Annotated in this window: 15 protein-coding genes; 7 read left to right on the top strand and 8 right to left on the bottom strand. The window is 71.3% G+C overall.

All coding sequences use genetic code 11. The features are described from left to right. The first annotated feature begins 16 nt into the window (after window positions 1-16). A complete protein-coding gene (locus DPQ65_RS10055) occupies window positions 17-952 on the top strand; it encodes a Bax inhibitor-1/YccA family protein (RefSeq protein ID WP_114907208.1) in 936 nt (311 codons plus the stop codon). A gap of 5 nt (window positions 953-957) precedes the next feature. Beyond that, window positions 958-1,266: a hypothetical protein gene (locus DPQ65_RS10050; protein ID WP_114907207.1), complete on the top strand. Its 309-nt coding sequence runs from the start codon at window positions 958-960 to the stop codon at window positions 1,264-1,266. Between the two features lie 192 nt (window positions 1,267-1,458). Here DPQ65_RS10050 and DPQ65_RS10045 read toward each other — a convergent pair whose 3' ends face one another. The 8 genes from DPQ65_RS10045 to DPQ65_RS10005 form a co-directional block, all read right to left on the bottom strand. Continuing rightward, window positions 1,459-4,125 carry an HNH endonuclease signature motif containing protein gene (locus tag DPQ65_RS10045; protein WP_114907206.1) on the bottom strand — a complete coding sequence of 889 codons (2,667 nt, stop codon included), beginning with the start codon at window positions 4,123-4,125 and terminating at the stop codon, window positions 1,459-1,461. Between the two features lie 477 nt (window positions 4,126-4,602). Further along, a complete protein-coding gene (locus DPQ65_RS10040) occupies window positions 4,603-5,826 on the bottom strand; it encodes an acetyl-CoA C-acetyltransferase (protein WP_114907205.1) in 1,224 nt (407 codons plus the stop codon). Between the two features lie 162 nt (window positions 5,827-5,988). Continuing rightward, window positions 5,989-6,657: a nucleotidyltransferase domain-containing protein gene (locus tag DPQ65_RS10035; protein WP_202863077.1), complete on the bottom strand. Its 669-nt coding sequence runs from the start codon at window positions 6,655-6,657 to the stop codon at window positions 5,989-5,991. A 4-nt stretch (window positions 6,658-6,661) separates the two neighbouring features. Further along, window positions 6,662-8,035, bottom strand: a complete 1,374-nt coding sequence (gene nhaA / locus DPQ65_RS10030) for a Na+/H+ antiporter NhaA (RefSeq protein ID WP_114907204.1) — start codon at window positions 8,033-8,035, stop codon at window positions 6,662-6,664. Window positions 8,036-8,182: 147 nt separating this feature from the next. Then, complete coding sequence (locus tag DPQ65_RS10020; protein WP_202863076.1) at window positions 8,183-9,418, bottom strand: SGNH/GDSL hydrolase family protein; 1,236 nt, start codon at window positions 9,416-9,418, stop codon at window positions 8,183-8,185. Window positions 9,419-9,499: 81 nt separating this feature from the next. Beyond that, window positions 9,500-10,567, bottom strand: coding sequence for an NAD-dependent epimerase/dehydratase family protein (locus DPQ65_RS10015; RefSeq protein WP_114907203.1), 1,068 nt, complete (start codon window positions 10,565-10,567; stop codon window positions 9,500-9,502). Beyond that, window positions 10,567-13,224, bottom strand: coding sequence for an alpha/beta fold hydrolase (locus DPQ65_RS10010; protein ID WP_238146776.1), 2,658 nt, complete (start codon window positions 13,222-13,224; stop codon window positions 10,567-10,569). Before DPQ65_RS10010 ends, DPQ65_RS10015 begins: the two co-directional genes overlap by 1 nt. Further along, window positions 13,221-14,243: a 3-oxoacyl-ACP synthase III gene (locus DPQ65_RS10005; protein WP_114907201.1), complete on the bottom strand. Its 1,023-nt coding sequence runs from the start codon at window positions 14,241-14,243 to the stop codon at window positions 13,221-13,223. The genes DPQ65_RS10010 and DPQ65_RS10005 overlap by 4 nt, the downstream gene beginning before the upstream one ends. Window positions 14,244-14,385: 142 nt before the next feature. Between DPQ65_RS10005 and DPQ65_RS10000 the strand changes: the two genes are divergently transcribed. The 5 genes from DPQ65_RS10000 (at window position 14,386) to hrpB (ending at window position 25,582) form a co-directional block, all read left to right on the top strand. Next, on the top strand, window positions 14,386-15,336 hold the full coding sequence (locus tag DPQ65_RS10000) for a DUF7537 family lipoprotein (protein WP_162802152.1): 951 nt from the start codon (window positions 14,386-14,388) through the stop codon (window positions 15,334-15,336). 268 nt (window positions 15,337-15,604) lie between these two features. Next, complete coding sequence (locus tag DPQ65_RS09995) at window positions 15,605-21,172, top strand: ATP-binding protein (protein ID WP_114907199.1); 5,568 nt, start codon at window positions 15,605-15,607, stop codon at window positions 21,170-21,172. Window positions 21,173-21,305: 133 nt separating this feature from the next. Further along, window positions 21,306-22,274: a hypothetical protein gene (locus DPQ65_RS09990; protein ID WP_114907198.1), complete on the top strand. Its 969-nt coding sequence runs from the start codon at window positions 21,306-21,308 to the stop codon at window positions 22,272-22,274. Window positions 22,275-22,364: 90 nt separating this feature from the next. Next, the gene (locus DPQ65_RS09985; protein WP_114907197.1) at window positions 22,365-22,994 is read left to right on the top strand and encodes a class I SAM-dependent methyltransferase; all 630 of its coding nucleotides are present in this window, start codon (window positions 22,365-22,367) and stop codon (window positions 22,992-22,994) included. A 17-nt stretch (window positions 22,995-23,011) separates the two neighbouring features. Beyond that, window positions 23,012-25,582 (top strand): ATP-dependent helicase HrpB, encoded by a 2,571-nt coding sequence (hrpB, locus tag DPQ65_RS09980; protein ID WP_114907485.1) that lies wholly within the window; start codon window positions 23,012-23,014, stop codon window positions 25,580-25,582. Window positions 25,583-25,595 lie beyond the last annotated feature (13 nt).

Below are 25,595 nucleotides of genomic sequence, written 5' to 3'. Positions count from 1 at the left end.
ACGAGGAGGGCCAGAGATGGCGACCAACCCTGTCTTTAACCGTATTGACAAGGAAGCCCAGCAGTACGCCGGCTTCAACCAGCCACAGGGCCAGGCCGCCCCCCAGGGCCATCCCCAGCAGGGCTACGGGGCCCCGCAGGGCTACGGGCCGCCCCAGGGTCAGCCGCAGATGCCGATGGGCTACCCCGGCGCCTCGGAGTCGATGAGCCCCGAGCAGCTTGAGCAGATGTACCAGCAGGCGCCCGCCGGGCCGGCGCAGACCGGCCGGTTGACCCTGGATGACGTGGTCATGAAGTCGCTGGCCCTGTTCGGGATCGTTCTGGTGTTTGCGGTCGGGACATGGTTCTTCGTCGACCCGCAGCAGACGCTCGGTTTCGGCAGCCCCGAGCTGGCGATGCCGATCTGGCTGCTCGGCATGTTCGGCTCCCTCGGGCTGAGCTTCGCGATCGCCTTCCAGAAGAAGGTCAACGTCCCGCTGATCGTGGCCCACGCGGTCCTGCAGGGCCTGTTCCTCGGAGCGGTCAGCGTCACCTTCAACACGATGTGGCCGGGCGTGGTCACCAGTGCCGTGGTCGCGACCATGGGCACCTTCCTCGGCATGTTCATCGCCTGGAAGGTCGGCTTCATCAAGGTGACCAGCAAGTCGCGCCGCATCTTCGGCATGATGGCGATGGGTTACCTGGTCTTCATGCTGGTCAACATCGGCGCCAGCTTCCTGGGCTTCGGTGACGGCTGGGGCATCTATGGCGGCCCGCTGGGCATCATCGTCTCCCTGCTCGGTGTGGCCCTCGCCTCCTACTCGCTGGCCGTCGACTTCGACTCCATCGACCGCGGCATCACCGCTGGCGCGCCGGAGAAGTACTCCTGGCTGATGGGCCACGGGCTCGTCGCCAGCCTCGTGTGGCTCTACATCGAGTTCCTGCGCCTGTTCGCGATCCTGCAGAGCGACTGACGCAGATGGGCAACCCCGATCCGGACGCGGCACGCGAAGAGATCGGGACAGAGTTGGGGCGCGTGGTCCGCCGGTGGCAGCAGCTGCCGCTGGACCACGCGCTCTCTGTGTCTCCGCAGGTGCGAGAGCTCGTGCAGAGCCTGGCCGACAGAGTCGCCGCGACTGAGGGTATGCCGAGTGGTCCCGTCCCCGACCTCGGCCCGGCTGTGTTGCTGGACCAGTTGCGCGTCATGGTCTACGACCATGGGAAGGCTGGCTTGGACCCTGTCCCGCTGGCGGCCGAACTCACGGCACTGCGTCGGGCGATCGGCTGAGAGGTCCGGGTGCTGTAGGCCGTGGCGTCCACGGATTCGCTCGTGGACCAAGAGTTCTCCTACCAGAGTCCCTTCCCGGGCACGAGTGTGACCTCCTCCAGGTGGTCGAACGTGAACGGCTCAAAGTCTTCCCGGCCGTCGCTGGCGGCCTGCGCGCCAGGCCCGTCCGGCACTGACGGTGGTGTGACGTCCTCAGAAAGGTGGATCGGTGTCGGTGGTGGAGTCCCAGGGTGTCTCAGCGCCATCGGCCGGCGCGGTGCCATCAGGCTGTGCGGGGCCACCGGCTTGCTCTGGGCCATCGCCCTGGTCCGAGGTGCTGCGGGTGCTGCCGTGGACGCGATCGTGCTCGGCCCGGGCGGTGTGCGGGTCCGGGTGGTAGGAGCGCTTCCCGTCCGGCTGGGTGTGGGTGGGGGTGACGTGGTCCCAGCCCGTGAACTCCTCGTCGCTGTCGAAGACATCGTCCGGTGCCTCGAGCGTGCCGCCGGAGGGACGGTAGGTGAGGGCCTGATAGATCTGGCGATCGATCGCCTCGGCCGGGTCCATGCCCTTGGCGGTGGCGTCGTTCACGGCGGTGGTGGCCTCGGTCAGTAGCCGGGTGTACTGGCGGTAGTCGTGCGTCTTGGTGGTGTAGATCCGCCCCAGCAGGGTGGTCCAGGTGACGTCGCGGTTGGCGTGCAGGACGGCGTCCCAGAGCTTCTTGGTCTTCAGGTCGTGATGGGGTGCATCCAAGGGGTGCCCGTTGCCGATGCAGGTATGTCCGCCGGGGGTCCCGTGCTCCTGGGCGTGGTCGATCTGAGCCATGGAGGCCGGTCTCAGGCAGCCGGGTGCTCGGCAGAAGACGTCCGCCGAGATGATGTGCGCCCGCATCGCCCCGTCGAATCGGTAGGCACGCGACGAGCGTTCGATGAGTGCACCGGTGGCGGGGTCAGTGAGCAAGCGGTAAAGGGTCGAGCCGGGAGTCAGTGCCAGCGTCCTGGCTTCGTCGGGGGTGAGGAAGACACTGCGGGCGCCTATTACCTCCGCGATGCCGACCTCGCCGGTTGGCCGTTGCGCACGTCCCGAGCGCTCTGGGTCGGGACGGTCTTGACCTGTCGCGCCTGGGTCTGGACGGTCGTGACCTGTCGCGCCTGGGTCTGGACAGCTTTGACCTGTCGGCCCTGGGTCGGGAGGTGGGGCTGCGCCGCAGGTGCAGGCGCACGTGCATCCGCTGGTGCCTGTGGCCGCGCTCGGCGTTGACTCGCCGGCGAAGGCGACCGGAAGCGGGGAGCCATCGGCGTCGGTGGGCACGATGCGGTCGGGGGTGCATCCCAGCAGGGTGGTGAGAGGGACGACGACGTTGAGCTCGGCGGTCGGAAGGGCGTACAGGATCTTGTTGAGCTCCGCGGACTGCTCGACGGTGATGAGTGCCGGGTCATCGGGCAGGCTGGGCAGGTCCAGCGTTCCGTGCAGGAGGAGTGCCGTGGCAATGGCCACCCGGAGCTGGCGCTGCGTGCGGGGGTCGCCGGCCGCGCGGGCCGCTTTGGCGGCCCTGGTGATGCGATCGAGCATGGCCGCACCCTGCGTCGCAGTGGTGCCGATCATCAGGCAACCGGTGCCGTGCTCGTCAACGTTGAGGTGCACGTCGTTGCCGGCCACGTTGTCTTCTCTGGTCTTCTTGGTGGCCTCGGGATCGCGGGCCTTGACCTGCGCGACCTCACGGTTCAGAGCCCGGTAGTACTCCTTGTGCCACCAGGGGTGGCCGTGAAAGGCGCCGGAGGAGTTCAGGCGTTCGGTGACGGAGGTGGCCGGGTCGTTGCCGAACAGGCCGGAGGCGATCGCTGCCGCGTCCGAGACGTCCAGAGCGCTGGTGTAACGGAAGTACGAGCGAGCCAGTCGCCAGGTGCTCTCACCCGAGCGCAGGCTGCCATGCACATGGGCCAGCACACTGTGGGGCGTGTTGGCCAGGGCGACGAGGTCGGTGGTCTCGCCCTCGCCCCACCCGGTCGCGGCAGAGATCTCTCGGCGAGTGAGGTTCTTCGTCCTCCGGCGCCATAGCTCCCGCTGGGTCTTGGACAGCTCCTCCGGCGACGCGAAGCCCTTGTCGCTGAGCAGGAGCTCCCCGACGTCAGCGGTCACTGCGGACGTTGCCGAGAGGAGGACCGAGTCCAACTTGCCTGCGGTCGTGGTCAGGGTCGCGATCGCACCGAGAAGAGCATCGCCCCGATCCACTCCGAGTCGTTGCGCACGCTCCTCACGCTCCTCCTGGCCGGAGTGACGGCCGTGCTCCTCCTGGTCGGAGTGACGGCCGTGCTCCTTCTGGACGGTGCGGCTATCGGTGTCAGAGGTCGCGGAACCTGCGACGTCGTGATCGGTAGAGCCCTGGCCCGGCAGGGTCGCGGCGACCACCGCGCACGCCAGGGCAGTGTCGGTCAGGGCCTCCACGACGAAGTCCTGCACCCCGAGGTCACCAAGTGCTGCTCGCAACCTGTCGGCTGGGTCGATGGACGTGCTGTCTGCCGCCGGATCGGCGTCATGCTCATCTGTGGCCTGAGGAGTGTCAGCCTTGCCCGGGGCCTGAGGGGTGTCAGCCTCACCGGAGGCCGCGCCGGCCCCCCTGGGACGAGTCGGGCCGGCCTCGGTCGGGTGAGCCGGGTCAACTCTCGTGGAGTCGCGGCCTGGCGGGATCAGGTCCTTGAACGAGACCCGCCACAACTCTCCGGACACCGGCCCTGCCGATGGCTGCCCTGAACGGTTGCCAGCGGCGTCCGCCGTCTCTCTGGCTCCATCGGAGGGAGTTTGCGGGTCCCAGGACCAGGCGCGCACCGATGGGGGGACGGCCAGGCTCTGGCGGATCAGCTCCTGCAAGGTCCTGGTGTCCATCGGTGCCCCCTTCCCGCCGCTCTGCGTCGATACGGCCAACTTAGCACATATGTTCGACGTATGCAAGGGTGTGTGGAGAACTCGCTCGGGCTTCTTCCTTGCACGTTCCACTCTGGCAGCGGGCACTGACAGTCCATCTGCGCGCGGCGGTCCCGACAGTCATCTGCGCGCGACGGTCCCGACAGTCATCTGCGCGCGACGGTCCCGACAGTCATCTGCGCGCGGCGGTCCCGACAGTCCATCTGCGCGCGGCGGTCCCGACAGGCCACGTGCGCACGGCCAGCACTGACGGTCCTCCGACGGACGGACGTGGTCACCCGGTGGGAACGTGACACACAGGGAGAGGCAAGCTCACGGCATACAGGCAGCACATCAGCCCCCACCCCACCGAGCCGGAGACACAGCAGGGCGCCGGTCCCCAAGGGGGTGCCGGCGCCCTGCGACGCGCGAGGAGGAACAGGTCCTCTCAGCAGCTGGTCAGCTGAGCCGCTCGAGGATGACGGCCATGCCCTGACCGCCGCCGACGCACATGGTCTCCAGGCCAAACTGCTTGTCCTGGGTGCGGAGAGCGTTGATCAGCGTGGTGCTGATGCGGGCGCCGGTGGAGCCGAAGGGGTGGCCCAGCGCGATCGCACCGCCGTGCACGTTGAGCTTGTCGAAGTCCATGCCGAGGTCGTCGGCCGAGGGCAGCACCTGAGCGGCGAAGGCCTCGTTGATCTCATACAGGTCCATGTCGCCGATCGACATGCCGGCCCGGGCCAGGGCCTGTCGGGAGGCCTCGACCGGTCCCAGACCCATGACCTCGGGGGAGAGGGCGGAGACACCGGTGGACACGACCCGAGCCAACGGCGTCAGGCCGAGCTCTTTGGCCTTGGCGTCACTCATGATCACCAGGGCGGCAGCACCGTCGTTGAGGGAGCAGCAGTTGCCGGCGGTGACGGTGCCGTCCTCGCGGAAGACGGGCTGCAGCTGGGAGACCTTCTCCAGGGTGACGCCGGCGCGGGGACCGTCGTCGGTGCTCACCACGGTGCCGTCGGCGAGGGTGACCGGCGCGATCTCCCGCTCGAAGACCCCAGCCTTGATGGCGGCCTCGGCGCGGTTCTGACTGGTCACGCCCCACTCGTCCTGCCGCGCGCGGGAGACCCCGCGAGAGGTGGCGACGTTCTCGGCGGTCTGCCCCATCGCGAGGTAGATGTCGGGCAGGAGACCCTCCTCGCGCGGGTCGGTCCAGGTCTGGTTGGTCTCCGCGAACTGGGCGCTGCGAGCGATGGCGTCGGCGAACTTCGGGTTCTGCCACTCCTCCTTGCTGCCGCCGGCGCCGGAGAACTCGGCATACCGGGAGACGGCCTCGACGCCGGCGCTGATGAAGACGTCGCCCTCACCGGCGCGGATCGCGTGCAGCGCCATGCGGGTGGTCTGGACGGAGGAGGCACAGAACCGGTTGATCGTGGTGCCCGGCACGTTGTCCAGGCCGAGCAGGACGGACACGACCCGCGCCATGTTCTGCCCGTGCTCACCCCACGGCTCGGCGCAACCCAGGTGCAGGTCGTCGATGGTGGTCGGGTCGAGCTCGGGGACCTGGTCCAGGGCCGCGCGGATCACGCCGGCGGCGAGGTCGTCGGGGCGGACGGTGGTCAGCGAACCCTTGAAAGCACGTCCGATCGGGGTGCGGGCAGCGGCGACGATGACGGCCTCGGGCATGGTTCCTCCTGATAGTCGGTGTTGTCGAGTCTAGGAGGCCGGCCGGCGCAGTCCGTCGGCGGTCCCATCGTGTGGAACGACACTGGTATGCCGTGACCCAGGGTGGTCGGTGGGTGTCGCCGTCGTCGTCGGCCCGGCCAGGGGCCGGTCGGCTGCTGAGCGTCAGGGCAGCCGGCCCAGCCAGGGGTGGTCGGGGGCGGTTCGGGCGATGGCGGCCCGCAACCAGTCCCGCTGCTCACCCGACAGAAGCGGCAGCGCGCTGTCGAGGTCCTGCTCGTCCTTGGGGCGTCGTCCCCTGGCCTTGTAGAACAGTTGGACCTCAGGTGCGAGATAGGGAAACCCCGAGGCTGACGTATGCCGTAGCTCACCGAGTGGACGCCGCACCTGCGCGTTGCGTCGAGAGACCCAGAGGTCGCCCTCGGCCTCGTCGAGCATGAACTGCAGTTGCCAGGGGGAGCCGGGGTCCGGGCGGCACCAGATGTCGTGCACGCCGTCGGGGAGGATCTCGCCCGCGGGCCACGGCCGGAGCTGCCCCGGCGGGTCTGCGGCAAACGTCTCCCAGCCCGGGAGCACCTCGTGCACCGCCTGCTGGTCTCGGCGCAGCAGCACGTCGATGTCGGCGTGCTCACGGGTCGTGCGACCGACAAACAGGTCGATGGCGTGTCCGCCAGCGATGAGCCACGGCCGCTCGGTGCGCGCCATCAGGTCAGCGACCACGCTCAGGGGCAGCGGGTCCCAGGGCCTAGACACCTCGCTGGAGGAGAGGGCCCCGGGGACAGCAACCTGGCCCGAGGGCTGATCCGATGGTGCGGCGACGTGGTCCTCCGCCACAACCTCAGTCTCGCGGCGGCTCGACCTCGGAGGTCTCATAGACATCGGGTGTGCCGTCCCCGTCGGAGTCGACCGCATCCCGCTCCTCCAGCGCCGCATAGTGCTTGTTGCGCGACGAGAGGATGATCGCGCCGACGATTGCCGCGAGCAGCGAGGCGAGGAAGATGCCGACCTTGGCGTGGTCGCCCATGTCGGTGCCGCTCCCGAAGCTGAGCTCGGCCACGAGCAGGGACACGGTGAAGCCGATGCCGGCAAGAGAGGCCACACCCGCAACATCGATCCAGCGCAGGGACGGGTCCAGATTGGACCGGGTCACCTTGGTGACCAGATAGGTCGTCCCGGTGATGCCGACGATCTTGCCGACGACCAGGCCAGCCACGATCCCGATCGTCACCGTCGAGCTCAGTGCAGCGGTCAGGCCCTCCATCCCGCCGATCGCGACGCCCGCCGAGAAGAAGGCGAACACCGGCACCGCGAAGCCGGCGGACAGCGGTCGGACACGGTGCTCGAAGAGCTCGGCCAACCCGTGGTCGCTATCCGAGTCCGGCTCGCCCCGATCCGCGCGGAGCCGGGCCGGGACCGTGAAGCCGAGGACGACACCAGCGATCGTGGCATGGATGCCGGAGGCGTGGATCAGCGCCCAGAAGGCGATGCCGATCGGCAGCAGGAGGAGCCAGGCTGGGAGGTGACCGGCCCGGAACAGCGGCCGCCGGCGGCGGGCGAGCAGGGCGTAGGCCGTGAGCGGGATCAGCGACCACAGCAGCGTGCTGAAGCTGATGCCGGAGGAGTAGACGAAGGCGATGATCAGGATCGCGATCAGGTCATCGACGACCGCGAGTGTCAGCAGGAAGATCCGCAGGGCGGGCGGCAGGTGCGAGCCGATGATGGCCAGCACCGCGACGGCGAAGGCGATGTCGGTGGCGGTCGGGATCGCCCAACCCTGCATGGCCTCGGAGTTGCCCCAGTTGATCGCCAGATAGATCAGCGCCGGGATGGCGACACCGCCGAAGGCTGCTGCGACCGGCACGAGGGCACGGTCCCACTGCCGCAGGTCGCCGATCATGATCTCGCGCTTGAGCTCCAGCCCGACCATGAAGAAGAAGATCGCCAGGAGACCATCGGCCGCCCAGGCGCCGATGCTGAGCTTGAGGTGCCACGGCTCGTAGCCGAACTCGACATCGCGGATCGCGAAGTAGCTGTCGGAGAACGGGGAGTTGGCCCAGATGATGGCCACGATGGCCGCTCCGACCAGGAGCATCCCGCCGACCGTTTCCCGGCGGAGCAGACTGCCGATCCGGACGACCTCGGAATAGCTGCCGCGACCGAACGTCGTGTGGGTTCCCGGCGGGCCGGGTGATTGGTCTGTGCTGTTGGACACACGGTCTCCTGGGGTCGATTGCGATTACGCCGACCAGACTTCCCGGCACACCATTGTTCGGCCCTCACTCTAACTGCTCGGCACCCGGCGGCGTTAAATCACGGGGCGGCCCGAAATCAGGGGCGGCCCGGTATGCCGACAGGCCGGTCAGTCTGTGCTGTCCCGACCGGCCGTGGTGGGCCATGCGTCTGCAGTGGTGCCCTTCATGTCAGGGGTGCTCTGATCGGTGGCGCTCTGTTCGGGAGTGTTCTGGGCAGGGGTGTTCTGGTCAGGGGTGTTCTGGTCAGGGGTGTTCTGGGCAGGGGTGTTCTGGTCAGGGGTGTTCTGGTCAGGGGTGTTCTGGTGAGGGGTGTTCTGGTCAGGGGCGGTGGGTTCAGAGGTATCGGGGTGGGTCGCCCCCGGGTGTTGCGCGGGGGAGCGGTGCCGGCGCAGCAGCTGCGCCCATCTGCCGCGATCACCGCGCGCGCGGCCGTCCACGTCGACGGCGCTGACCTCGCTGCCGGGATCGAGGACAGCGCGCTCCGCAGCCTGCGCGAGAGGTTCGATCCGCTCACCCCGACGGTGGTCCGGGGTGCGGTCGGTGTCCAGGGTGCGCAGGCCCAGGCCGTCGACGACACTGGGCAGCAGGGCGGCAGCGGCTCGGGCGTAGCCGGCCGAGGACGGGTGCAGCCCGTCCGCGCTGAACATCTGCGCCGGGGACTCCCGGAAGCTCGGGCCGAGCAGGTCGCCGGTGGACACCGTGCGGCCGCCGGCCTCGACCACGGCCACGGTCTGTGCGGCTGCCAGGTCACGGCTCCAGCGCTGCACGAGGGCCCGCAGGGGTTGGGGAATCGGGCGGACCGTGCCGAGATCGGGGCAGGTGCCGACGATGACGGCGGCGCCCAGGTCGACCAGGCGGGTCACCGTCTCGCTCAGCGCGCGGACCGACACGGCTCGGTCGAGGCGCTCCTTGACGTCGTTGGCGCCGATCATGATGATCACCACGTCGGGCTCGGGCATGTCGTGCAGGCCACGCTCGAGCTGCCCGAGCAGCTGCGGCGACGTGGCGCCACTGCGGGAGGCATTGCGCAGCTCGACCGGGCGGCCGGTCAGGGCGGCCACGCCGGTCGCGACGATGGAGCCGATCGCCTCTTCCGGACGGCTGGCCCCGACACCTGCGGCTGTGCTGTCTCCGAGGACCAGGATCCGGTGGGGCTCACCGAAACCCGCGCCATAGGTCCCCTCGTGCTTCTGAGGGACGCCCGGGCCGTCGCCGATGACCCGCTTGGCCACCTGCACCTCGGCCTGCAGCAACGCCCAGCCGGCCAGCCCTGCCACGGCCACCCCGCCACCGCCATAGGCAGCTGCGGCCGCTGCACGCCGTGCGCGCGATGCCCTGCTCATGCCTCAGCCTCTGTCCCTCGTGTCATCGCCACCGCAGGTCCCAACGGCTCCCTGCCCGCGGTGGTTCCAGCAGGAGCCAGGCTACTGGTCCGGGGTCGTTGCTGCCGAGAGGAGTCGCAGCCCCTCGTCCGGGGTCGTTGCTGCCGCGAGGAGCCGCAGCCCCTCGTCCGGGGTCGTTGCTGCCGCGAGGAGCCGCAGCCCCTCGTCCAGGCTCACGCGGGGCGCCCAGCCCAGCAGGCGTCGGGTCTCCCGCTGGTCGAACCAGTGGGCCGTGGACAGCTGCTCCGCCAGGAAGCGAGTGAGTGGGGGCTCGGTGATCGGTGGCACCCCGGGCAGCACGTGGGACAGTGCCATCGCGCCCTCGACGGTAGCGCCCGCTGCCCAGGCCACACGGGCAGGGATGCGCAGCCGCGGCGGAGGGGCACCGCCGGCGAGGCAGATGTCACGGATCAGCTCACCGATGGGGCGGGGCTCACCGTTGGTCACGACCAGGGCACGCCCACGGGCCCGGTCAGCGCGGTCCAGGGCCGCCACGATCGCGTCGGCGGCATTGGTGACATAGGTGGTGTCGACCAGGCTGGTGCCGCGCCCCAGGACCGGGAGCCGCCCCGCCCGGGCGCGCTGCAGGATGCGGCCGATCAGCTGGGTGTCGCCCGGCCCCCACACCAGGTGCGGTCGGATCGCGGTGACCGTCAGGTCGGCACCGTCCGCGGCCAGGGCGATCAGCTCGGCGGCGGCCTTGCTGCGGGCGTAGTGGCCCCGTGCCCGGTCCGGGTCGGCGGGGCCGGCACCCGCGCCGACCAGGGAGTCCCCGGCGTGCGCGACCGACGGGGAGGAGACCTGCACGAACCGCTGCACGGAACCGGCCCGGGCCGCCTCGACCAGGCGGCGCGTGCCCTCGATGTTGGTCAGGCGGTAGTCCTCCCAGGCGCCGACCACGTTGACCTTGGCGGCCAGGTGGATGACGGCTTCCTGCCCCTCGACGGCTTCCTGGATCGCCGCAGGGTCGGCGACATCGCCGAGCACCTCCCGGTGGGCGCTGCCCGAAGGGCGTCGCTGCAGGACGGTGACGTCCTGACCGCGGGCGGCCAGCGTGTCCGCGACGGCCCGGCCGAGCATGCCGCTGGCTCCGGTGACCAGGACCCGCATCACCGGCTCCTGCGGCTCGGCGCCCGGGGGTGGCGGCGGAAGCTCTCGCGCGCGGTCTTCCGGCCGTGCAGCAGGGTGGTCGCCCAGCGGGCCAGCTCGGTCCGGTCGACCTTCGCGGCGTGCCGGATGTCGACGGGCAGCCAGTCCTTGCGCAGCACCGCTGCGATCGGGACGCCGCGCAGGTCGACCGGCACTCCTGCAGTGTCCTGCGGCCCCGCCATGACGCGGAGTGTCGCCGCCTTGCGGACTCGGGCGGCCACCTCGGCGGGCACGGTGGTGTCAGCCTGCCGGCGATGCCGGGCACTCGCGCCCTGGGGCACGACGATCGCGACGACCTGCTGGGTGCCGGCGGGGCCGACCCCGACCACGGCGGCCCGACGCACTCCGGGGACGGTCTCGATGGCCTGCTCCACGGCATACGGCGCGACGGGGCCCTCGGCGGTGGTGATCACGTGAGCCAGTCGCCCCTCGACCCAGAGCCGACCACGGTCATCGAGGTGCCCGACGTCACCGGTGCGGTGCCAGCCGGGCGGGCGGGCGCTGGCGCGCTGGGTGCCCCAGAGCCGGTCGTACCGCTCCTTGACGTGCGGTGCGCGCACCACGATCTCGCCCAGCACGCCGGTGGCAGAGGTCAGTTCCGCGGAGGTGGTTCCGTCGGCCTGCACCGGGGCCAGCCGCACGGTGACGCCCTCCAGAGGGACGCCGACGCAGACTCCGGCCTGCTGGTCGGCGGGGTCGTCCGGGTCCAGGCTCGTGGGGTCGAGCGTGGCGACCGGCAGGGCCTCGGTCATGCCATAGGGCGTCTGCGTCTCGGCGGCGGGCAACAGCTCCTTGACCCGGCGCAGCAGCGCGGCCGGGACCGGAGCACCGGCCGACAGGACCAGCTCGGGTCGGCGGAGCTGCTCGCGCTGGGCGGCGGAGAGCTCGTCGGCGGTGTCCACGACATTGGACAGTGCTGCGGGAGAGGCGAACACGATGCTCGCGTCGACGGCCTCGACCGCGTCCGCCAGGGTGGCGGCCGTGAGCGTGTCCGGGGCGGTGACATCCATGTCCGGGACGGCAGAGGTCAGGCCGAGCGCCGGGCCATAGAGGGCAAAGGGCGCGAAGGCCGCCACGAAGCGCTCGCCGGGACGCAGGGCGAAGGTGTCACGGAGCAGGGCGACCTGGGCGCCGACCTGGCGCCGGGTGTAGACGACGCCCTTGGGTGGGCCGGTCGCTCCGGAGGTGAACAGGACGGCCCCGTCGCGGTCGAGCTCGGCCGTGGGGCTGAGGAGCTCGCCGTCGCTGATCGGATGGCCCACGCCCTCGGCCATCAGGAGCGCGACGTCCTCGCTGCCGAGGCGGATCCACTGCCCCGGGACCCCCGCCGCGACCACCAGTGCGCGCGCCGCGGGGAAGCCGATCACGTGATCCGGTGCGGCGCCACGCAGGGCAGCCCCCAGGCGCCGGCGCCCGAGTCCGGCGTCGGCGACCACGGCGACGGCACCCAGCCGCCACACGGCATACAGCACGGTCGTGAGGTCGATCCCCGGCTTCACCAGCAGCGCCACTCGTTGGCCGCGCCGCACGCCCCGGGCGTGCAGACCGCGGGCCAGGTCCTCGACCCGGTCGGCGAGCGCACCGAAGGTGATGTGGCCACCGTCGCCGGTGAGCTCCACGATGGCCGTTCGCTCGGGTGCACTCGGGTCGATGCGGATCGGGACCACGGAGGAGGGCGTCGCCGCGACCTCGTCCGGGCGGTCGGTCAGCCAGTCCCAGATCAACGAGACACCCTCGGGACGGTCCTCCAGCGGAAGGTGGGACGCGTCCGGATAGGTGTGCACGTCGGCATGGGGGAGCCGGGCCTGCAGGTCTGCCAGGTAACGGCCGGAGAACACCGGGTCGGCCAGGCCCCACACCAGCAGCGAGGGCACCTCGGCGAGCGCGCCGAGCCCGTCGGCGATCTCGGTGAGGGTCGCGTGGCTGAGGTGCCCCGTCGAGACCGGGATGTCGGCCACGAAGTCCCGCACGGCCGTGCGTCGTGCGGCGGTGGCGTAGGGCGCGGCGAAGGAGGCGCGGACTGCCTCGGGCAGGGCCGGGCGACAGGTGGCGGTGGCGGCCCAGACGAACCCGGGAGTGCGGCGGGTGATCAGGTCCAGCAGCGGCGGGGTGCGGACCGTGGCGATCGCGCTGGGCAGCGGCGAGCCCTCGGGCTGGTGGACTGCGGTGTTGGTCAGCACCACCTGCTGGAGCTGGTCGCGGTGGGCCAGGGCCCAGCCCAGGCTGATCGGACCGCCCCAGTCGTGCGCGAGGGTGGAGACTGGGCCGTCGATGCCGAGGGCCTGCGTCAGCGCCCCCAGGTCCTGCACGCGCTGCCCGAGCGTGCGGGGGGACTCCGTGCGCTCGGAGTAGCCCATCCCGAGATGGTCGACGGCCACCACGCGCCACCCGCGCGGGGCCTCGGCCAGCACCCGGCGCCACAGGTAGGACCAGGTGGGGTTGCCGTGCACGCACAGCAGCGTCTGCTCGACGGCGATGCCGGCGGCAGCCAGCAGGGGGCCGTTGTCGAGCACGTGCCAGGTGCGGGGGGTGCCCTCGGCGTCCGGGGCCGACAGCGTGCGGGACCAGGTCGGGTCGAGGCCCGGGAGCCCGTGCGGGAGTGGTGACCCGGTGGTCACCAGGCCAGTTCCAGGCAGGTCATGTTGAGTCCCGACCCGATGCCCATCATCAGCACCCGGTCGCCCGGAGTGAGCTGCTCGGTCTGCTTGGCCAGGGTCACGGCCACCGCGGCGGGGCCGATGTTGCCGAAGGTCGGGAAGGTCAGCGGGATGCGGTCGCTCGGCAGGCCCAGGACCTGCGCGGTGCGCCCGGTGTGGACCGTCGAGACCTGGTGCACGACATAGCAGTCCATGTCGGTCCAGTCGAAGTCCTCCCGCGCGTCCTCCCAGAGGTCGCTGGCCAGCTGCATGCCGGCCACGAGCAGGCCCTTGGTGTCCGTGCTCATCTTCTCGTAGTCACCGACGCACAGCTCGTGGTGCTGGGTCGCCGCCCGGGATGCCCCGCCGATGATCCGGTGACCTTCGGGGTGCTCGCTGGCGCGGCCCAGGACCATCGCGGCAGCTCCCGACCCGAGGGTGAGGGTGGCGAACTCGTTCTGCAGGTCCTCGGCGGTCGCATCGGGACCGGCGAGCCGCGCCAGGGCGCTCTCCTGCGCGGGGCGCGAGCCCTCGCCGTCCACGATCACGGCGTAGTCGATCTGGCCGGCGTCGATCATCGTCGCCGCGAGCTGCATGCCGTTGACGAAGCCCAGGCAGGCATTGGTCAGGTCGAAGTTCAGGCAGCTGGACGGCAGGCCGAGCTCGGCGTGGACCCTGACCGCGATCGAGGGCTCCAGGTGCTCGCGGCTGACGGAGGTGTTGATCATCAGGCCGATGCGGGCCGGGTCGACCCCGGCCTCGGCGATCGCCTTGGCTCCGGCCTCGATCGCACCGTCGACGAAGGTGGTGCCCTCGGGCCACCAGCGGCGCTCCTGGATCCCGGCGAGGCGGGAGAGCATGCCGGACCTCATGCTGGTGCGCTCATAGGTGGCGGCCAGCTGCTGGTCGAACTGTGCCGAGGTGACCACCACAGGCGCATCGACAGCCGTGACGGACAGCACGGCGGTGTCGTGGTGCCGGAAAGTGGTGTTGCCGTTCATGGAACCTCAGGGCTCTGCGAGTCGTCAATCAGTTGGATCAATAAGAACACAGCACATGCGCTGGCTGTGAAACCATGAGGTGAACAAGGCACGCTGTGCCTGCACCAGGCACGACGTGCCGCACCAGAGGGAAGGCAGAGAAATGCGACGCAACACCACGACGTGGGGGATGATCGCGGCGAGCGGAGCACTCGTGCTCACGCTGGCGGCTTGTGGCGAGGACTCGCCCGAGGTTGAGGAGCCCGGCACCAACTCGGGAGCCGACGCGGGCACCGACGAGACCGAGGACGCCGACGCCGACGCTGGCGCCGAGACCGAGGACACCGACACCGGTGCGGAGACCGAGGACACCGACAGCGGCGCCGAGACCGAGGACACCGACAGCGGTGCGGAGACCGAGGACGCCGAGACCGGGTCCGAGGGTGGCGACGCCGGCGGCGACGCCGCGGCGGGCGAGGAGATCGAGCCGGCCGCGTTCGTCGAGCAGCTGAAGAGCCCCGGCATGGACCAGATGACCTCCTTCACCATGAACATGGACATGCAGATGGAGGGCCAGGCAGTCACGATGATCGGCAAGGCCGACCTGTCCGGCTCCCCGGCGATGGACATCAACATGGAGATGCCCGGCATGGGCACCGTCCACATGATCATGATCGACGGCGACGCCTACATGTCGATGCCCGGCGTGACCGAGGAGGGGCAGTTCATCCAGATGCCGCTGGAGGAGGTCATGGGGGAGGACTCCGAGGAGTTCACCAACCAGATCGACATGACCTCGCAGTGGGACGACTGGGAGACCGGTGCCCAGAAGGTCACCTTCGTCGGTGCCGAGGACGTGGACGGCGAGTCGCTGAACCACTACGAGCTGCTGCTCGACACCACGGCACTGGAGGACGCAGGCGCCGCGGGCATGCCCGCCGAGATCACCTACGACGTGTGGCTGGACGACCAGAACTTCATGCGCCAGGTGACCTTCGACCTCGAGGGTGCCGAGACCGTCATGAAGATGGACGACTGGGGCCAGCCGGTGGACATCACCGCGCCGGATGCCTCCTCGATCATGGAGATGCCGGGCGCACCGACCTCGCCGTGACCCCCGGTCGGGGCGGCCCACCACACTGGTGAGAGGCCGACCGACCCGACCCCGCGGCATACCCACCGCCCTCGCACCCCACGTGGCTGCGGGGGCGGTGTCGGTATGCCGGTGGGCGGCGATCCCTGGGAGTAACGTGGCGGCACCCCTTGTGTGGGACTGATGCTGCCGCGCATCGGGGCGTCGACTAGCGAGTAGTCACCCGAACATGGCAACGTCGGCATGCACGACTGTCACCGGCCCCCGCGCCCGATCAAGTTGGAGACGGATGTTCTCTCGTATCGCCATCGTCAACCGAGGTGAGGCCGCGGTCCGGCTGATCCACGCCGTGCGGGACCACAATGCGGCTGGCGGGCCGCGGTTGCACACGATCGCGCTCTACACCGACGTCGACCGGCGAGCGATGTTTGTCCGGGAAGCGGACTCGGCCCACCTGCTGGGCCCCGCCTCGGCGCGCCCCTACCTCGACCTGGCGGTGCTGGAGCAGGCGCTCGTGGAGACCCGGGCGGACGCGGTCTGGGTGGGCTGGGGCTTCGTGGCCGAGGACCCGGCGTTCGTGGATCTGTGCGACCGGCTGGGCATCACCTTCCTCGGGCCCAGCGCCGAGGCCATGCGCAAGCTGGGCGACAAGATCGGCTCCAAGCTGATCGCCGAGGAGGTGGGGGTCCCGGTCGCGCCCTGGAGCCGGTCTGGTCTGGACACCGTGGAGGAGGCAGTCTCCCGCGCGGCCGAGATCGGCTACCCGCTGATGCTCAAGGCCACAGCCGGCGGCGGCGGCCGGGGGATCCGCAAGGTGGCCGATGAGGCCGAGCTGCGGGAGGTCTTCCAGCGCACCCGCGACGAGGCAGAGCGCGCGTTCGGCAGCGGCATCGTCTTCCTGGAGAGCCTGGTCACGGGCGCCCGGCACGTCGAGGTGCAGGTCATCGCCGACAGTCACGGCACAGCGTGGGCCCTGGGCGTGCGCGACTGCACGGTGCAGCGCCGCAACCAGAAGGTCATCGAGGAGTCCGCCTCCCCGCTGTTGAGCACCGAGCAGTCCGAGGAGCTCAAGGCAGCCGCCGAGCGGCTGGTCCTGGCGGTCGGTTATCAGGGTGCCGGCACGGTCGAGTTCCTCTATCAGCCGCAACATCAGCAGTTCGCCTTCCTGGAGGTCAACACGCGCCTGCAGGTCGAGCACCCGATCACCGAGTCCACGACCGGCGTTGACCTGGTGCGCGCGCAGCTGCACGTCGCCACCGGCGGGCGGCTGGAGGGGGAGCGGCCGACCGAGCGTGGCCACGCGGTCGAGGCGCGCCTGAACGCCGAGGACCCGGACCGTGACTTCGCGCCCGCGCCTGGGCGGATCTCGTTGCTGGAGTTCCCGACCGGACCCGGCATCCGGGTGGACACCGGGGTCGGTGAGGGCGACACCATCCCGGCCGACTTCGACTCGATGATCGCCAAGATCATCGCCCACGGCCAGGACCGCGCTGAGGCGCTGTCGCGGCTGCGCCGGGCCGTCGGGGAGACCACTGTCGTCATCGAGGGCGGCGCCACCAACAAGAGCTTCATCCTGCAGCTGCTGCAGGAGCCCGAGGTTGTCGGGCCGGACGGGCCAGCGGGGGTTGTATCGGGGGAGCACGGGGGCGGAACGCCCGTGTGGTGTGACACCGGCTGGATCGACCGGGTGCGGGCGGAGGGGCGCCTGGTCAGCCACCAGCACTCGGGCGTGGCCCTGGTGCAGGCGGGCATCGACGCCTACATGGACGAGCTGCAGGTCGAGGTCCGTCGCCTGCTGGAGACTGCTCGCGGCGGCCGGCCGCAGGTCCAGCACCAGGTGGGCCGCCCGGTCGATCTGAAGCTGCGTGGAGTCACCTACCAGGTCACAGCGGTGCAGACCGGGCCCCAGCGGTTCCGGGTCACCGTGGCCGGTGCAGGGCAGGAGCAGACCGTCGACGCCGAGGTCGAGCGCCTCGGCCAGTTCCACGGCCGCCTGACCGTCAACGGCCGGCGGCACCGCATCGTCAGTGCCATCCACGGCCCGACCCACCTGGTCGAGGTCGACGAGGTCATCCACCGCGTCAGTCGCGACGAGGGCGGCATCGTCCGTGCGCCGTCGCCGGCGCTCGTGGTCGCCACCCCCGTGGCCGTCGGCGACGAGGTCGCTGCCGGGTCCCAGGTCCTGGTCCTGGAGGCGATGAAGATGGAGACCGTGATCCAGGCGCCGTTCGCGGCCCGGGTCCGCGAGCTCCTGGTCCGGACCGGCAGCCAGGTCGAGACCGGCGCACCCCTGGTGCGCCTGGAGCCCACCGCGGACGCCGGAGCCGAGGACCCCGACCCGGCCACCGCCGACGGTCCCGACCTCGACCTGCCCCCCGCCCCGGAGGCACCGTCCCTGCAGTCCCGGGCTGACGGCATACGGTCGGCCCTGGTCTCCCGGGTGCTCGGCTATGACGTGCCGCTGGACGATGACCGCGACCTGCTGCCGCGTTATCTGCAGGTGCGGGCCGAGCTGCGTGAGCAGGGCGCCGACGTCCTCGAGGGCGAGATGGAGCTGCTGGCGACGTTCGCCGACCTGGCCGAGCTCAGCCGCAACCGGCCGAGCGAGGCCGAGGAGCGCACCGAGCTGCGCGTGCACAGCCCGCGGGAGCACTTCCACACCTACCTGCAGAGCCTCGATGTGGAGCGTGGCGCCCTGCCCGAGACCTTCAGCGAGCGGTTGCTCCAGGTGCTCTCGCACTATGCCGTGACCGACCTGGAGCGCAGTGTGGGCCTGGAGGACGCGGTCTTCCGGGTGTTCCTCGCCCAGCAGCGCACGGTCAAGGACCTCCAGGTCGTCACCGCGGTGCTGCAGGCCTGGCTCGCCGAGCCACCGCCCCCCAGCGGGTGGGCGACCGAGGCGCGCCTGGTGTTGGAGCGGCTGGTCCGCGCCACACAGTTGCGGCACCCCGCGATCGGTGACATGGCCCGCAGCATCCGGTTCCGCTGGTTCGACCAGCAGATGGTGGCCGCGGTCCGTGCGGAGGCGTTGGACGGTCTGGCCGAGGAGGTCGCGGCGCTCGCCGAGACGCGCGACGCGCCGGACCGCGCCGCCCGGATCGAGGCGATCGCGGCGATCCCCGTGCAGATCGCCGGGATCCTCTCCGACCGGCTCGAGCTGGGCATCCCGCGCTGGGAGCCGCTGCTGGAGGTGCTGGTGCGCCGGCACTACCGGGAGCACGACCTGCACGACGTGCAACGCCTCACCGCCGCCGACCGGGAAGTGGTGCTCGCCGACTACGTGCTCGACGACCGCCCGACCCGCCTGATCACGACGGTCGGCACCCTCGACGAGCTCCGCGACCCGGGTTCGGCCCTGGTGGCCGAGCTCACCGACCAGGTGGGCGCCGCGCGCCAGGTGGGCGAGGTCGTCATGGATCTCTATCTGCGCTGGCCGGACCTGCCCGAGTCCTCCGAGGATGCCAGCGCCGAGCTGGCCGCGGTGCTGGCCGGTCTGGCCTTCGCGCCGGACTGCCGTCGCGTTGCGGTCGCCGGGTGCCCGGGCGGCGGCCGCGAGGTCGACTACCTCACCTTCCGACCCGACGACCACGGCGGCACGCAGGAGGACGTCCTGGTGCGCCACGTCCACCCGATGGTGGGGCGCCGCCTGGACCTGTGGCGCCTCCGAGAGTTCGACATCACCCGCATCGAGGCCCCCGACGACGTGCTGCTGTATGAGTGCGTGGCCCCCGACAACCCGGCCGACCGGCGCCTGGTGGCCCTGGCCCAGGTCCGGCAGCTGAGCGTCATCCGCGACGAGGACGGTGCCGTCGTCAGCCTGCCCCAGGGGGAGCGGGCCGTGGAGAGTTGTCTGGAGGCGATCCGGCGGGCTCGCACCAAGCGAGGCGCCGAGGGTGTCCAGCTCGACACCAACCACGTCTGGGTGCAGGTCTGGCCGGTCATCGAGGCCAAGCCGGCCGAGCTGGCTGCCCTGCAGCACAAGATCACCCCGCTGACCGAGCGGGCGGGGCTCGAGGAGGTCGTGGCCCAGGGGCGGGTGGCCAGGCCCGATGGGTCGGCGACCCCTGTGGCCATCCGGTTCCATGCCAAGTCCGGCGCCGGCGTGATCGCCTCCTTCGAAGCGCCTCCGACCGAGCCTCTGAAGCCGCTGGACGACTACGGCAGCAAGGTGCTCCGGGCCAGGCGGCGCGGGCTGGTCTACCCCTACGAGCTGGCCGACGCCCTGACAGGTGAGGGGGGCACCCTCGTCGAGCACGACCTGGACGAGAGCGGCCGGCTGGTGCCGGTCGACCGGGCGCCGGGGTTGAACACCGCCGGGATCATCGTCGCCGTCGTGACGACCCCGACGGCGCTGCACCCCGAGGGCGTGACGCGCGTCGTGCTGTGTGGCGACCCGATCAAGGCGCTGGGCGCCCTGTCCGAGCCCGAGTGCTCCCGGGTGATCGCCGCGATCGACCTCGCCGAGCAGATGGGCGTGCCAGTGGAGTGGTTCGCCGTCTCCGCGGGCGCACGGGTCTCGATGGACTCTGGCACCGAGAACATGGACTGGGTCGCCGCGGCCCTGAAGCGGATCGTGGAGTTCACCCAGGCCGGCGGCGAGATCAATGTCGTCGTCGCAGGGATCAACGTCGGCGCCCAGCCCTACTGGAACGCCGAGGCCACGATGCTGATGCACACCAAGGGCATCCTGGTCATGACCCCGGACAGCGCGATGGTCCTCACCGGCAAGCAGTCGCTGGACTTCTCCGGCGGCGTCTCGGCCGAGGACAACCACGGCATCGGCGGTTACGACCGGGTGATGGGGCCCAACGGGCAGGCGCAGTACTGGGCACGTGACCTGGCCGGTGCCGTCGACACCCTGATGGCGCACTACGAGCACACCTACACCGCACCCGGGGACTCCGGGCCGCGCCGCCAGCAGACGAGCGACCCCGCGGACCGGGACGTCACGGCATACCCGCACTCGCACCCGGCCGCGCCGGACTTCACCACGGTGGGAGACATCTTCTCCGCCGAGAAGAACCCGGACCGCAAGAAGGCGTTCGACATCCGCACGGTGATGGCCGCCCTGGTGGACCAGGACCACCCGACCCTCGAGCGGTGGGCGGGGATGGCCGACGCCGACACCGCGGTCGTGCAGGACGCCCATATCGGTGGCCACCCGGTGGCGCTGCTGGGCATCGAGTCCCGGCCTGTCCCGCGGCACGGGTTCCCACCCACCGACGGCCCGGACACCTACACCGCCGGCACGCTGTTCCCGCGCTCATCCAAGAAGGCGGCCCGGGCGATCAACGCCGCCAGCGGCAACCGTCCGCTGGTCGTGCTGGCCAACCTGTCTGGCTTCGACGGGTCACCGGACTCGATGCGGCACCTGCAGCTGGAGTACGGCGCCGAGATCGGTCGGGCCATCGTCAACTTCGAGGGCCCCATCGTCTTCTGTGTGATCTCCCGCTATCACGGCGGCGCCTTCGTGGTCTTCTCCAAGCGGCTCAACCCCCGGATGACGGTGCTCGCCATCGAGGGCTCGTTCGCCTCGGTCCTGGGCGGTGCTCCGGCAGCAGCGGTCGTCTTCGCCGGCGAGGTGGAGAAGCGGGCGGCAGCCAGCCCGGAGGTCAAGGCCCTGCAGGAACGGATCAGCGCGGCACCGCAGGAGCAGCGGGCGGCGCTGATGGTCGAGCTGGCTGACGTCCGCGCAGGCCTGCGGGCGGACAAGATCAGCGAGGTCGCGGCCGAGTTCGACAGCGTGCACAACATCCACCGAGCCGTGGAGGTCGGCTCGGTGGACGCCGTCATCGCTGCCGCCGACCTGCGGCCGGCCGTGATCGCCTCGATCGAGGGGCAGCCGCCGCGGCCCTGACCTTTCCTGACCTGACCTGATGTGACCCTGACCTGACCGGCCGTGCCACACAGTGACCCTGGTCGGTGATCCGCAGCGGCGCCTGGAGGAAGCCGGAAGGATTCCGTCCGCAATGGCCTCTAGCCTCGCGGACATGCAACGCGACGACGACGTGACGGAATGGCTGTTGGCAGGAGACCCGGCGATCCGCTGGCAGGTGCTGCGCGACCTGACGGCTGCCTCGGAGCAGGAGGTGGCGGCCGAGCGAGCCCTCGTGGCCACCAGCGGGTGGGCGCAACGGTTGCTGGACCTGCAGGAGGACGGGCAGTGGGCTGGCGGGGCATGCTTCCCGGGGACTGGCTGGCGCCCACCGGGTCCGGTGGTCGGTGATCCGGAGGCGCAACCGTGGGTGGCGACCCTGCCGACCCTGCGGCTGTTGCGCGACTGCGGTGTCGACCCTGCTGACCCGGCGGTGCGCACGGCGGTCGAGGGAGTCCGGGACCACTGCCGGTGGGAGTATGCCGGTGAGCCGTTCTTCGAGGGCGAGGTCGAGCCCTGCATCAACGGTGGGGCGGTCGCGATCGGTGCCTACTTCGGGCAGGACGTCGAGGGCACCGTCACCCGCCTGCTCGGCGAGCAGCTCGAGGACGGCGGCTGGAACTGCGAGGTGGAGAACGGCTCGACCCGGTCCTCGTTCCACACCACGATCTGCGTGCTGGACGGGCTGCTGGAGTATGAGCGGGCCGGTGGCTCCCAGGCGGTGGCTGCGGCACGCCAGGGCGGGGAGGAGTATCTCCTGCGCCGGGGCCTGTTCCGCCGAGCCAGCACCGGTGAGGTCGTGGACCCAGCGTGGCTGCAGTTCTCCTTTCCGCCGCAGTGGCACTACGACGTGCTGCGGGGTCTCGACTACTTCCGGGCAGTGGGAGGCACGCCGGATCCGCGCCTGGCCGAGGCTGCCGACCTGGTGCGGGACCGACGGCAGCCCGACGGCACCTGGCTGCAGGAGAACACCCACCCGGGCCTGATCCACTTCGAGCTGGAGGAGGGTGACGGCGCGCCGAGCCGGTGGAACACGTTGCGGGCACTGCGGTCGCTGCGCTGGCACGATGCGCAGGATTCCTGAACTGCCCGGACACCCCGCCACCGGAGCTCGCAGCCTGCTCACGTGCCCGGACCTCTGATCGCTCGACCCGGTCCTGACACACTGGGGCCCATGGGCTGGTGGACCGAGCGTGTCGTGCCGCGGCTGACGCATGCCACCCTGGACAACCCCGTCGTGGCCGGCTATCGGGAGCGGGTCTGTGCTGACCTCACCGGCGACGTCGTCGAGCTGGGCTTCGGCACCGGCCTCAACCTGAGGCACCTGCCCGCCCCGGTGCGGTCGCTGACCGCCGTCGAGCCCTCGGACCTGTCCTGGCAGCTGTCCGAGCGGACCCGCACCACCAGCACCGTGCCAGTGACGCGCGGTGATCTGACGGCCGAGTCGCTCGCTCTGCCCACGGGGAGCGTGGACGCGGTGCTGGTGACCTTCTCGCTGTGCACGGTCGCCGACCCGGTAGCGGCCCTCGCTGAGGCGGGCCGGGTGCTCCGGCCGGATGGTGCCCTGCACTTCCTGGAGCACGGCCTGGCCCCCGATGAGAGGGTGCGTCGGTGGCAGCACCGGCTCGAGCCGCTGCAGCGGCGGCTCGCTGGCGGCTGTCACCTCACCCGCCCGATCCCCGATCTGGTCCGAGCCGCCGGGTTCGACCTCGACGTGCTCGAGTCCTGGTATGTGCCCGGCGGGTCGGTGAGCAAGCCGTGGGGCTATGTCTGGCTCGGCCGGGCCAAGCGACCCACCGCGTGAGCACCGAACTGAGCAGGATGGGGGAGGGTCTGCCCTTCGCAGCCGCCCTGCCCGCCCTGCAGACCGCCGTCCGCGAGCGGGGAGTGGCCGTCGTCCAGGCACCGCCGGGGACGGGCAAGACCACCCTGGTGCCGCCTGCACTTGCCGATGAGGTGGCCGGTCGGGTCCTGGTGGTCCAGCCCCGCAGGGTTGCCGCGCGGGCCGCCGCCCGCCGGCTGGCCAGCCTGACCGCCACGCCGGTGGGTGACTTCGTCGGCTTCACCGTGCGGGGCGAACGGCGGGTCACGGCCGGCACCCGCGTGGAGTTCTGCACGCCGGGGATCCTGCTGCGACGACTACTGGCCGACCCGGATCTGCCCGGCACCGGCGCAGTGATCCTCGACGAGGTCCACGAGCGGGGCCTGGAGACCGACCTGCTGGTGGGGATGCTGGCCGAGGTCCGCATGCTGCGCGAGGACCTGGTCCTGGTGGCGATGTCGGCGACCCTGGACGCACCGCGCTTCGCCACGCTGCTCGGAGACGATGGGCGGGGGCCTGCGCCGGTCGTGGACTGCCCCTCCGCGCTGCACCCGCTGGAGATGCGCTGGTCGCCTCCAGTAGGTCCGCGCACCGACGCCCGGGGTGTGGCCGACTCCTTTCTGGAGCACGTTGCGGTGACTGCCGCTGAGGCCCACGGTCAGGCCGCCGCCTCCCTGACTTTGACCGAAGGCGACAACGGCTCCTCGCCCCCCGACGCCCTGATCTTCGTCCCTGGGGTCCGGGAGGTCGACCGCGTCGCAGCACGCCTCCGGCGTCTGGTCCCCGGCGCCGAGGTCCTCGAGCTGCACGGCCGGCTCGACAGTCGGGCTCAGGACCGGGTGACGGCGGGTTCGACCCCGGGTGACCGGCCGCGCCTCGTCGTGTCGACCTCGCTTGCCGAGTCATCCCTCACGGTCCCCGGCGTGCGTCTGGTGGTCGACGCCGGCCTGGCCCGGGAGCCCCGCCGCGACGCCGCCCGCGACATGTCCGGGCTGGTGACGGTCGCGGCGTCCCGGGACGCCGCGATCCAGCGGGCGGGGCGGGCCGCGAGGCAGGGACCGGGCCTGGCGGTGCGCTGCTATGACGAGACGACCTTCGCGGCGATGCCCGCGCACGTGACGCCCGAGGTGCTGGTCGCCGACCTGGTCGGACCGGCCCTCACTCTGGCCTGCTGGGGCGCGCCCCGGGGCGAGGGGCTGGCGCTGCCGGACGCGCTGCCGGTCGGCGCGGTGGCCGACGCGGAGGCCGTCCTGCGCAGGTTGGGCGCCGTGGGGGAGGACGGTCGCGTCACGGCGCTGGGGCGTCGCCTCGCGGAGGTGCCCGCCGATCCCCGCCTGGCACGGGCCCTGCTCGACGGGGCCGAGGTGGTCGGCAGTCGTGCCGCAGCGGAGGTGGTGGCGGCACTGGCCGATGACCACCGACCGGACGGCGCCGACCTGCCGGCACTCCTGCGTGCCCTGCGGCGTGGGACCGCGCCGGGCGTCAGCCGGTGGCAGGAGGAGGTGCGGCGACTGCGTGACCTGGCCACTCGGCATACTGACTCCACCCGGTCGAGCACCAGTGATCCGGCGGGCCATCCGCGCGGCGCCTCCGCTGGCGATGCCACCGGTCTCGTCGTCGCGCTGGCGCACCCCGACCGCGTCGCGCGACGGGCGGGTGAGGTCTATCTGCTCGCCTCGGGCACGCGAGCGGCCGTCCCGCCCGGCAGCCTGCTGGGTCAGGAGTGGCTGGCCGTCGCGGAGGTGGCCAGAGCTCAGGGACGGGTCGCAGCCGGGACCGGCGCGGTCATCCGCTCCGCGGCACCTCTCACGCAGGACTCGGCCGAGCTCGCGGCCGCCGGTCTGCTCACCGACCGGATGACGGCGACCTTCCACGATCACCAGGTGACGGCACGCCGGGTCAGGGCCCTCGGCGCGATCGAACTCTCCTCTGTCGCAGTGCGTCCCAGCGCACAGGCGGCCCGGGAGGCGGTGGAGTCGGCGCTCGCGGCCCACGGGCTGGGGATCTTCACCTGGTCACCGACCGCCGATGCACTGCGGCGTCGCCTGGCCCTATTGCGGCGGGTGCACGGTGCCCCGTGGCCCGACGTCTCTGATGCTGCTCTCGTCGAACGCTGGCCGGAGTGGCTTGGCCCCGAGGTCGAGAAACTTGCCGCTGGCGGTCGTGCGGACCGGGTTGACCTGCACGACCCGCTGCGGCGGCTGCTGCCCTGGCCCGAGGCGGCGCGGCTGGGGGAGCTGGCACCCGAGCGACTGGCCGTCCCGAGCGGGCGGGACGTGCGCATCGACTATCCGGCCGTCGATGACCCGGATGGCAGACCGGTCGTCGCGGTGAAGCTCCAGGAATGCTTCGGGTGGGCGCAGACCCCGCAGGTGGCGGGGGTGCCGGTGCTCTTCCACCTGCTCTCACCGGCGGGGCGCCCGCTGGCGGTGACTGATGACCTGGCGTCGTTCTGGTCCGGGCCGTATGCCCAGGTGCGGGCCGAGATGCGGGGGCGCTATCCGAAGCACCCGTGGCCCGAGGACCCCTGGACGGCCCCGGCCACGGCGCGGACCCGCCGCCGCGGCTGAGTGGCGGCTCGGT

Origin of the sequence: Ornithinimicrobium murale (assembly GCF_003352835.1) — a bacterium.
GTDB lineage: Bacteria > Actinomycetota > Actinomycetes > Actinomycetales > Dermatophilaceae > Ornithinicoccus > Ornithinicoccus muralis.
The sequence above is the reverse complement of the archived record's forward strand: the minus strand, read 5'-3'. Positions and strand labels throughout refer to the sequence as shown.

Bases quoted from the DNA above. Each gene is read 5' to 3' on its own strand.
- DPQ65_RS09985 (WP_114907197.1), top strand. From the start codon at position 22,365: ATGGGCTGGTGGACCGAGCGTGTCGTGCCGCGGCTGACGCATGCCACC.
- DPQ65_RS09995 (WP_114907199.1), top strand. From the start codon at position 15,605: ATGTTCTCTCGTATCGCCATCGTCAACCGAGGTGAGGCCGCGGTCCGG.
- DPQ65_RS10020 (WP_202863076.1), bottom strand. From the start codon at position 9,418: ATGAGCAGGGCATCGCGCGCACGGCGTGCAGCGGCCGCAGCTGCCTAT.
- DPQ65_RS10050 (WP_114907207.1), top strand. From the start codon at position 958: ATGGGCAACCCCGATCCGGACGCGGCACGCGAAGAGATCGGGACAGAG.
- DPQ65_RS10055 (WP_114907208.1), top strand. From the start codon at position 17: ATGGCGACCAACCCTGTCTTTAACCGTATTGACAAGGAAGCCCAGCAG.
- hrpB (WP_114907485.1), top strand. From the start codon at position 23,012: ATGGGGGAGGGTCTGCCCTTCGCAGCCGCCCTGCCCGCCCTGCAGACC.
- DPQ65_RS10000 (WP_162802152.1), top strand. From the start codon at position 14,386: ATGCGACGCAACACCACGACGTGGGGGATGATCGCGGCGAGCGGAGCA.
- DPQ65_RS10015 (WP_114907203.1), bottom strand. From the start codon at position 10,567: ATGCGGGTCCTGGTCACCGGAGCCAGCGGCATGCTCGGCCGGGCCGTC.
- DPQ65_RS10045 (WP_114907206.1), bottom strand. From the start codon at position 4,125: ATGGACACCAGGACCTTGCAGGAGCTGATCCGCCAGAGCCTGGCCGTC.
- DPQ65_RS10040 (WP_114907205.1), bottom strand. From the start codon at position 5,826: ATGCCCGAGGCCGTCATCGTCGCCGCTGCCCGCACCCCGATCGGACGT.
- DPQ65_RS09990 (WP_114907198.1), top strand. From the start codon at position 21,306: ATGCAACGCGACGACGACGTGACGGAATGGCTGTTGGCAGGAGACCCG.
- DPQ65_RS10005 (WP_114907201.1), bottom strand. From the start codon at position 14,243: ATGAACGGCAACACCACTTTCCGGCACCACGACACCGCCGTGCTGTCC.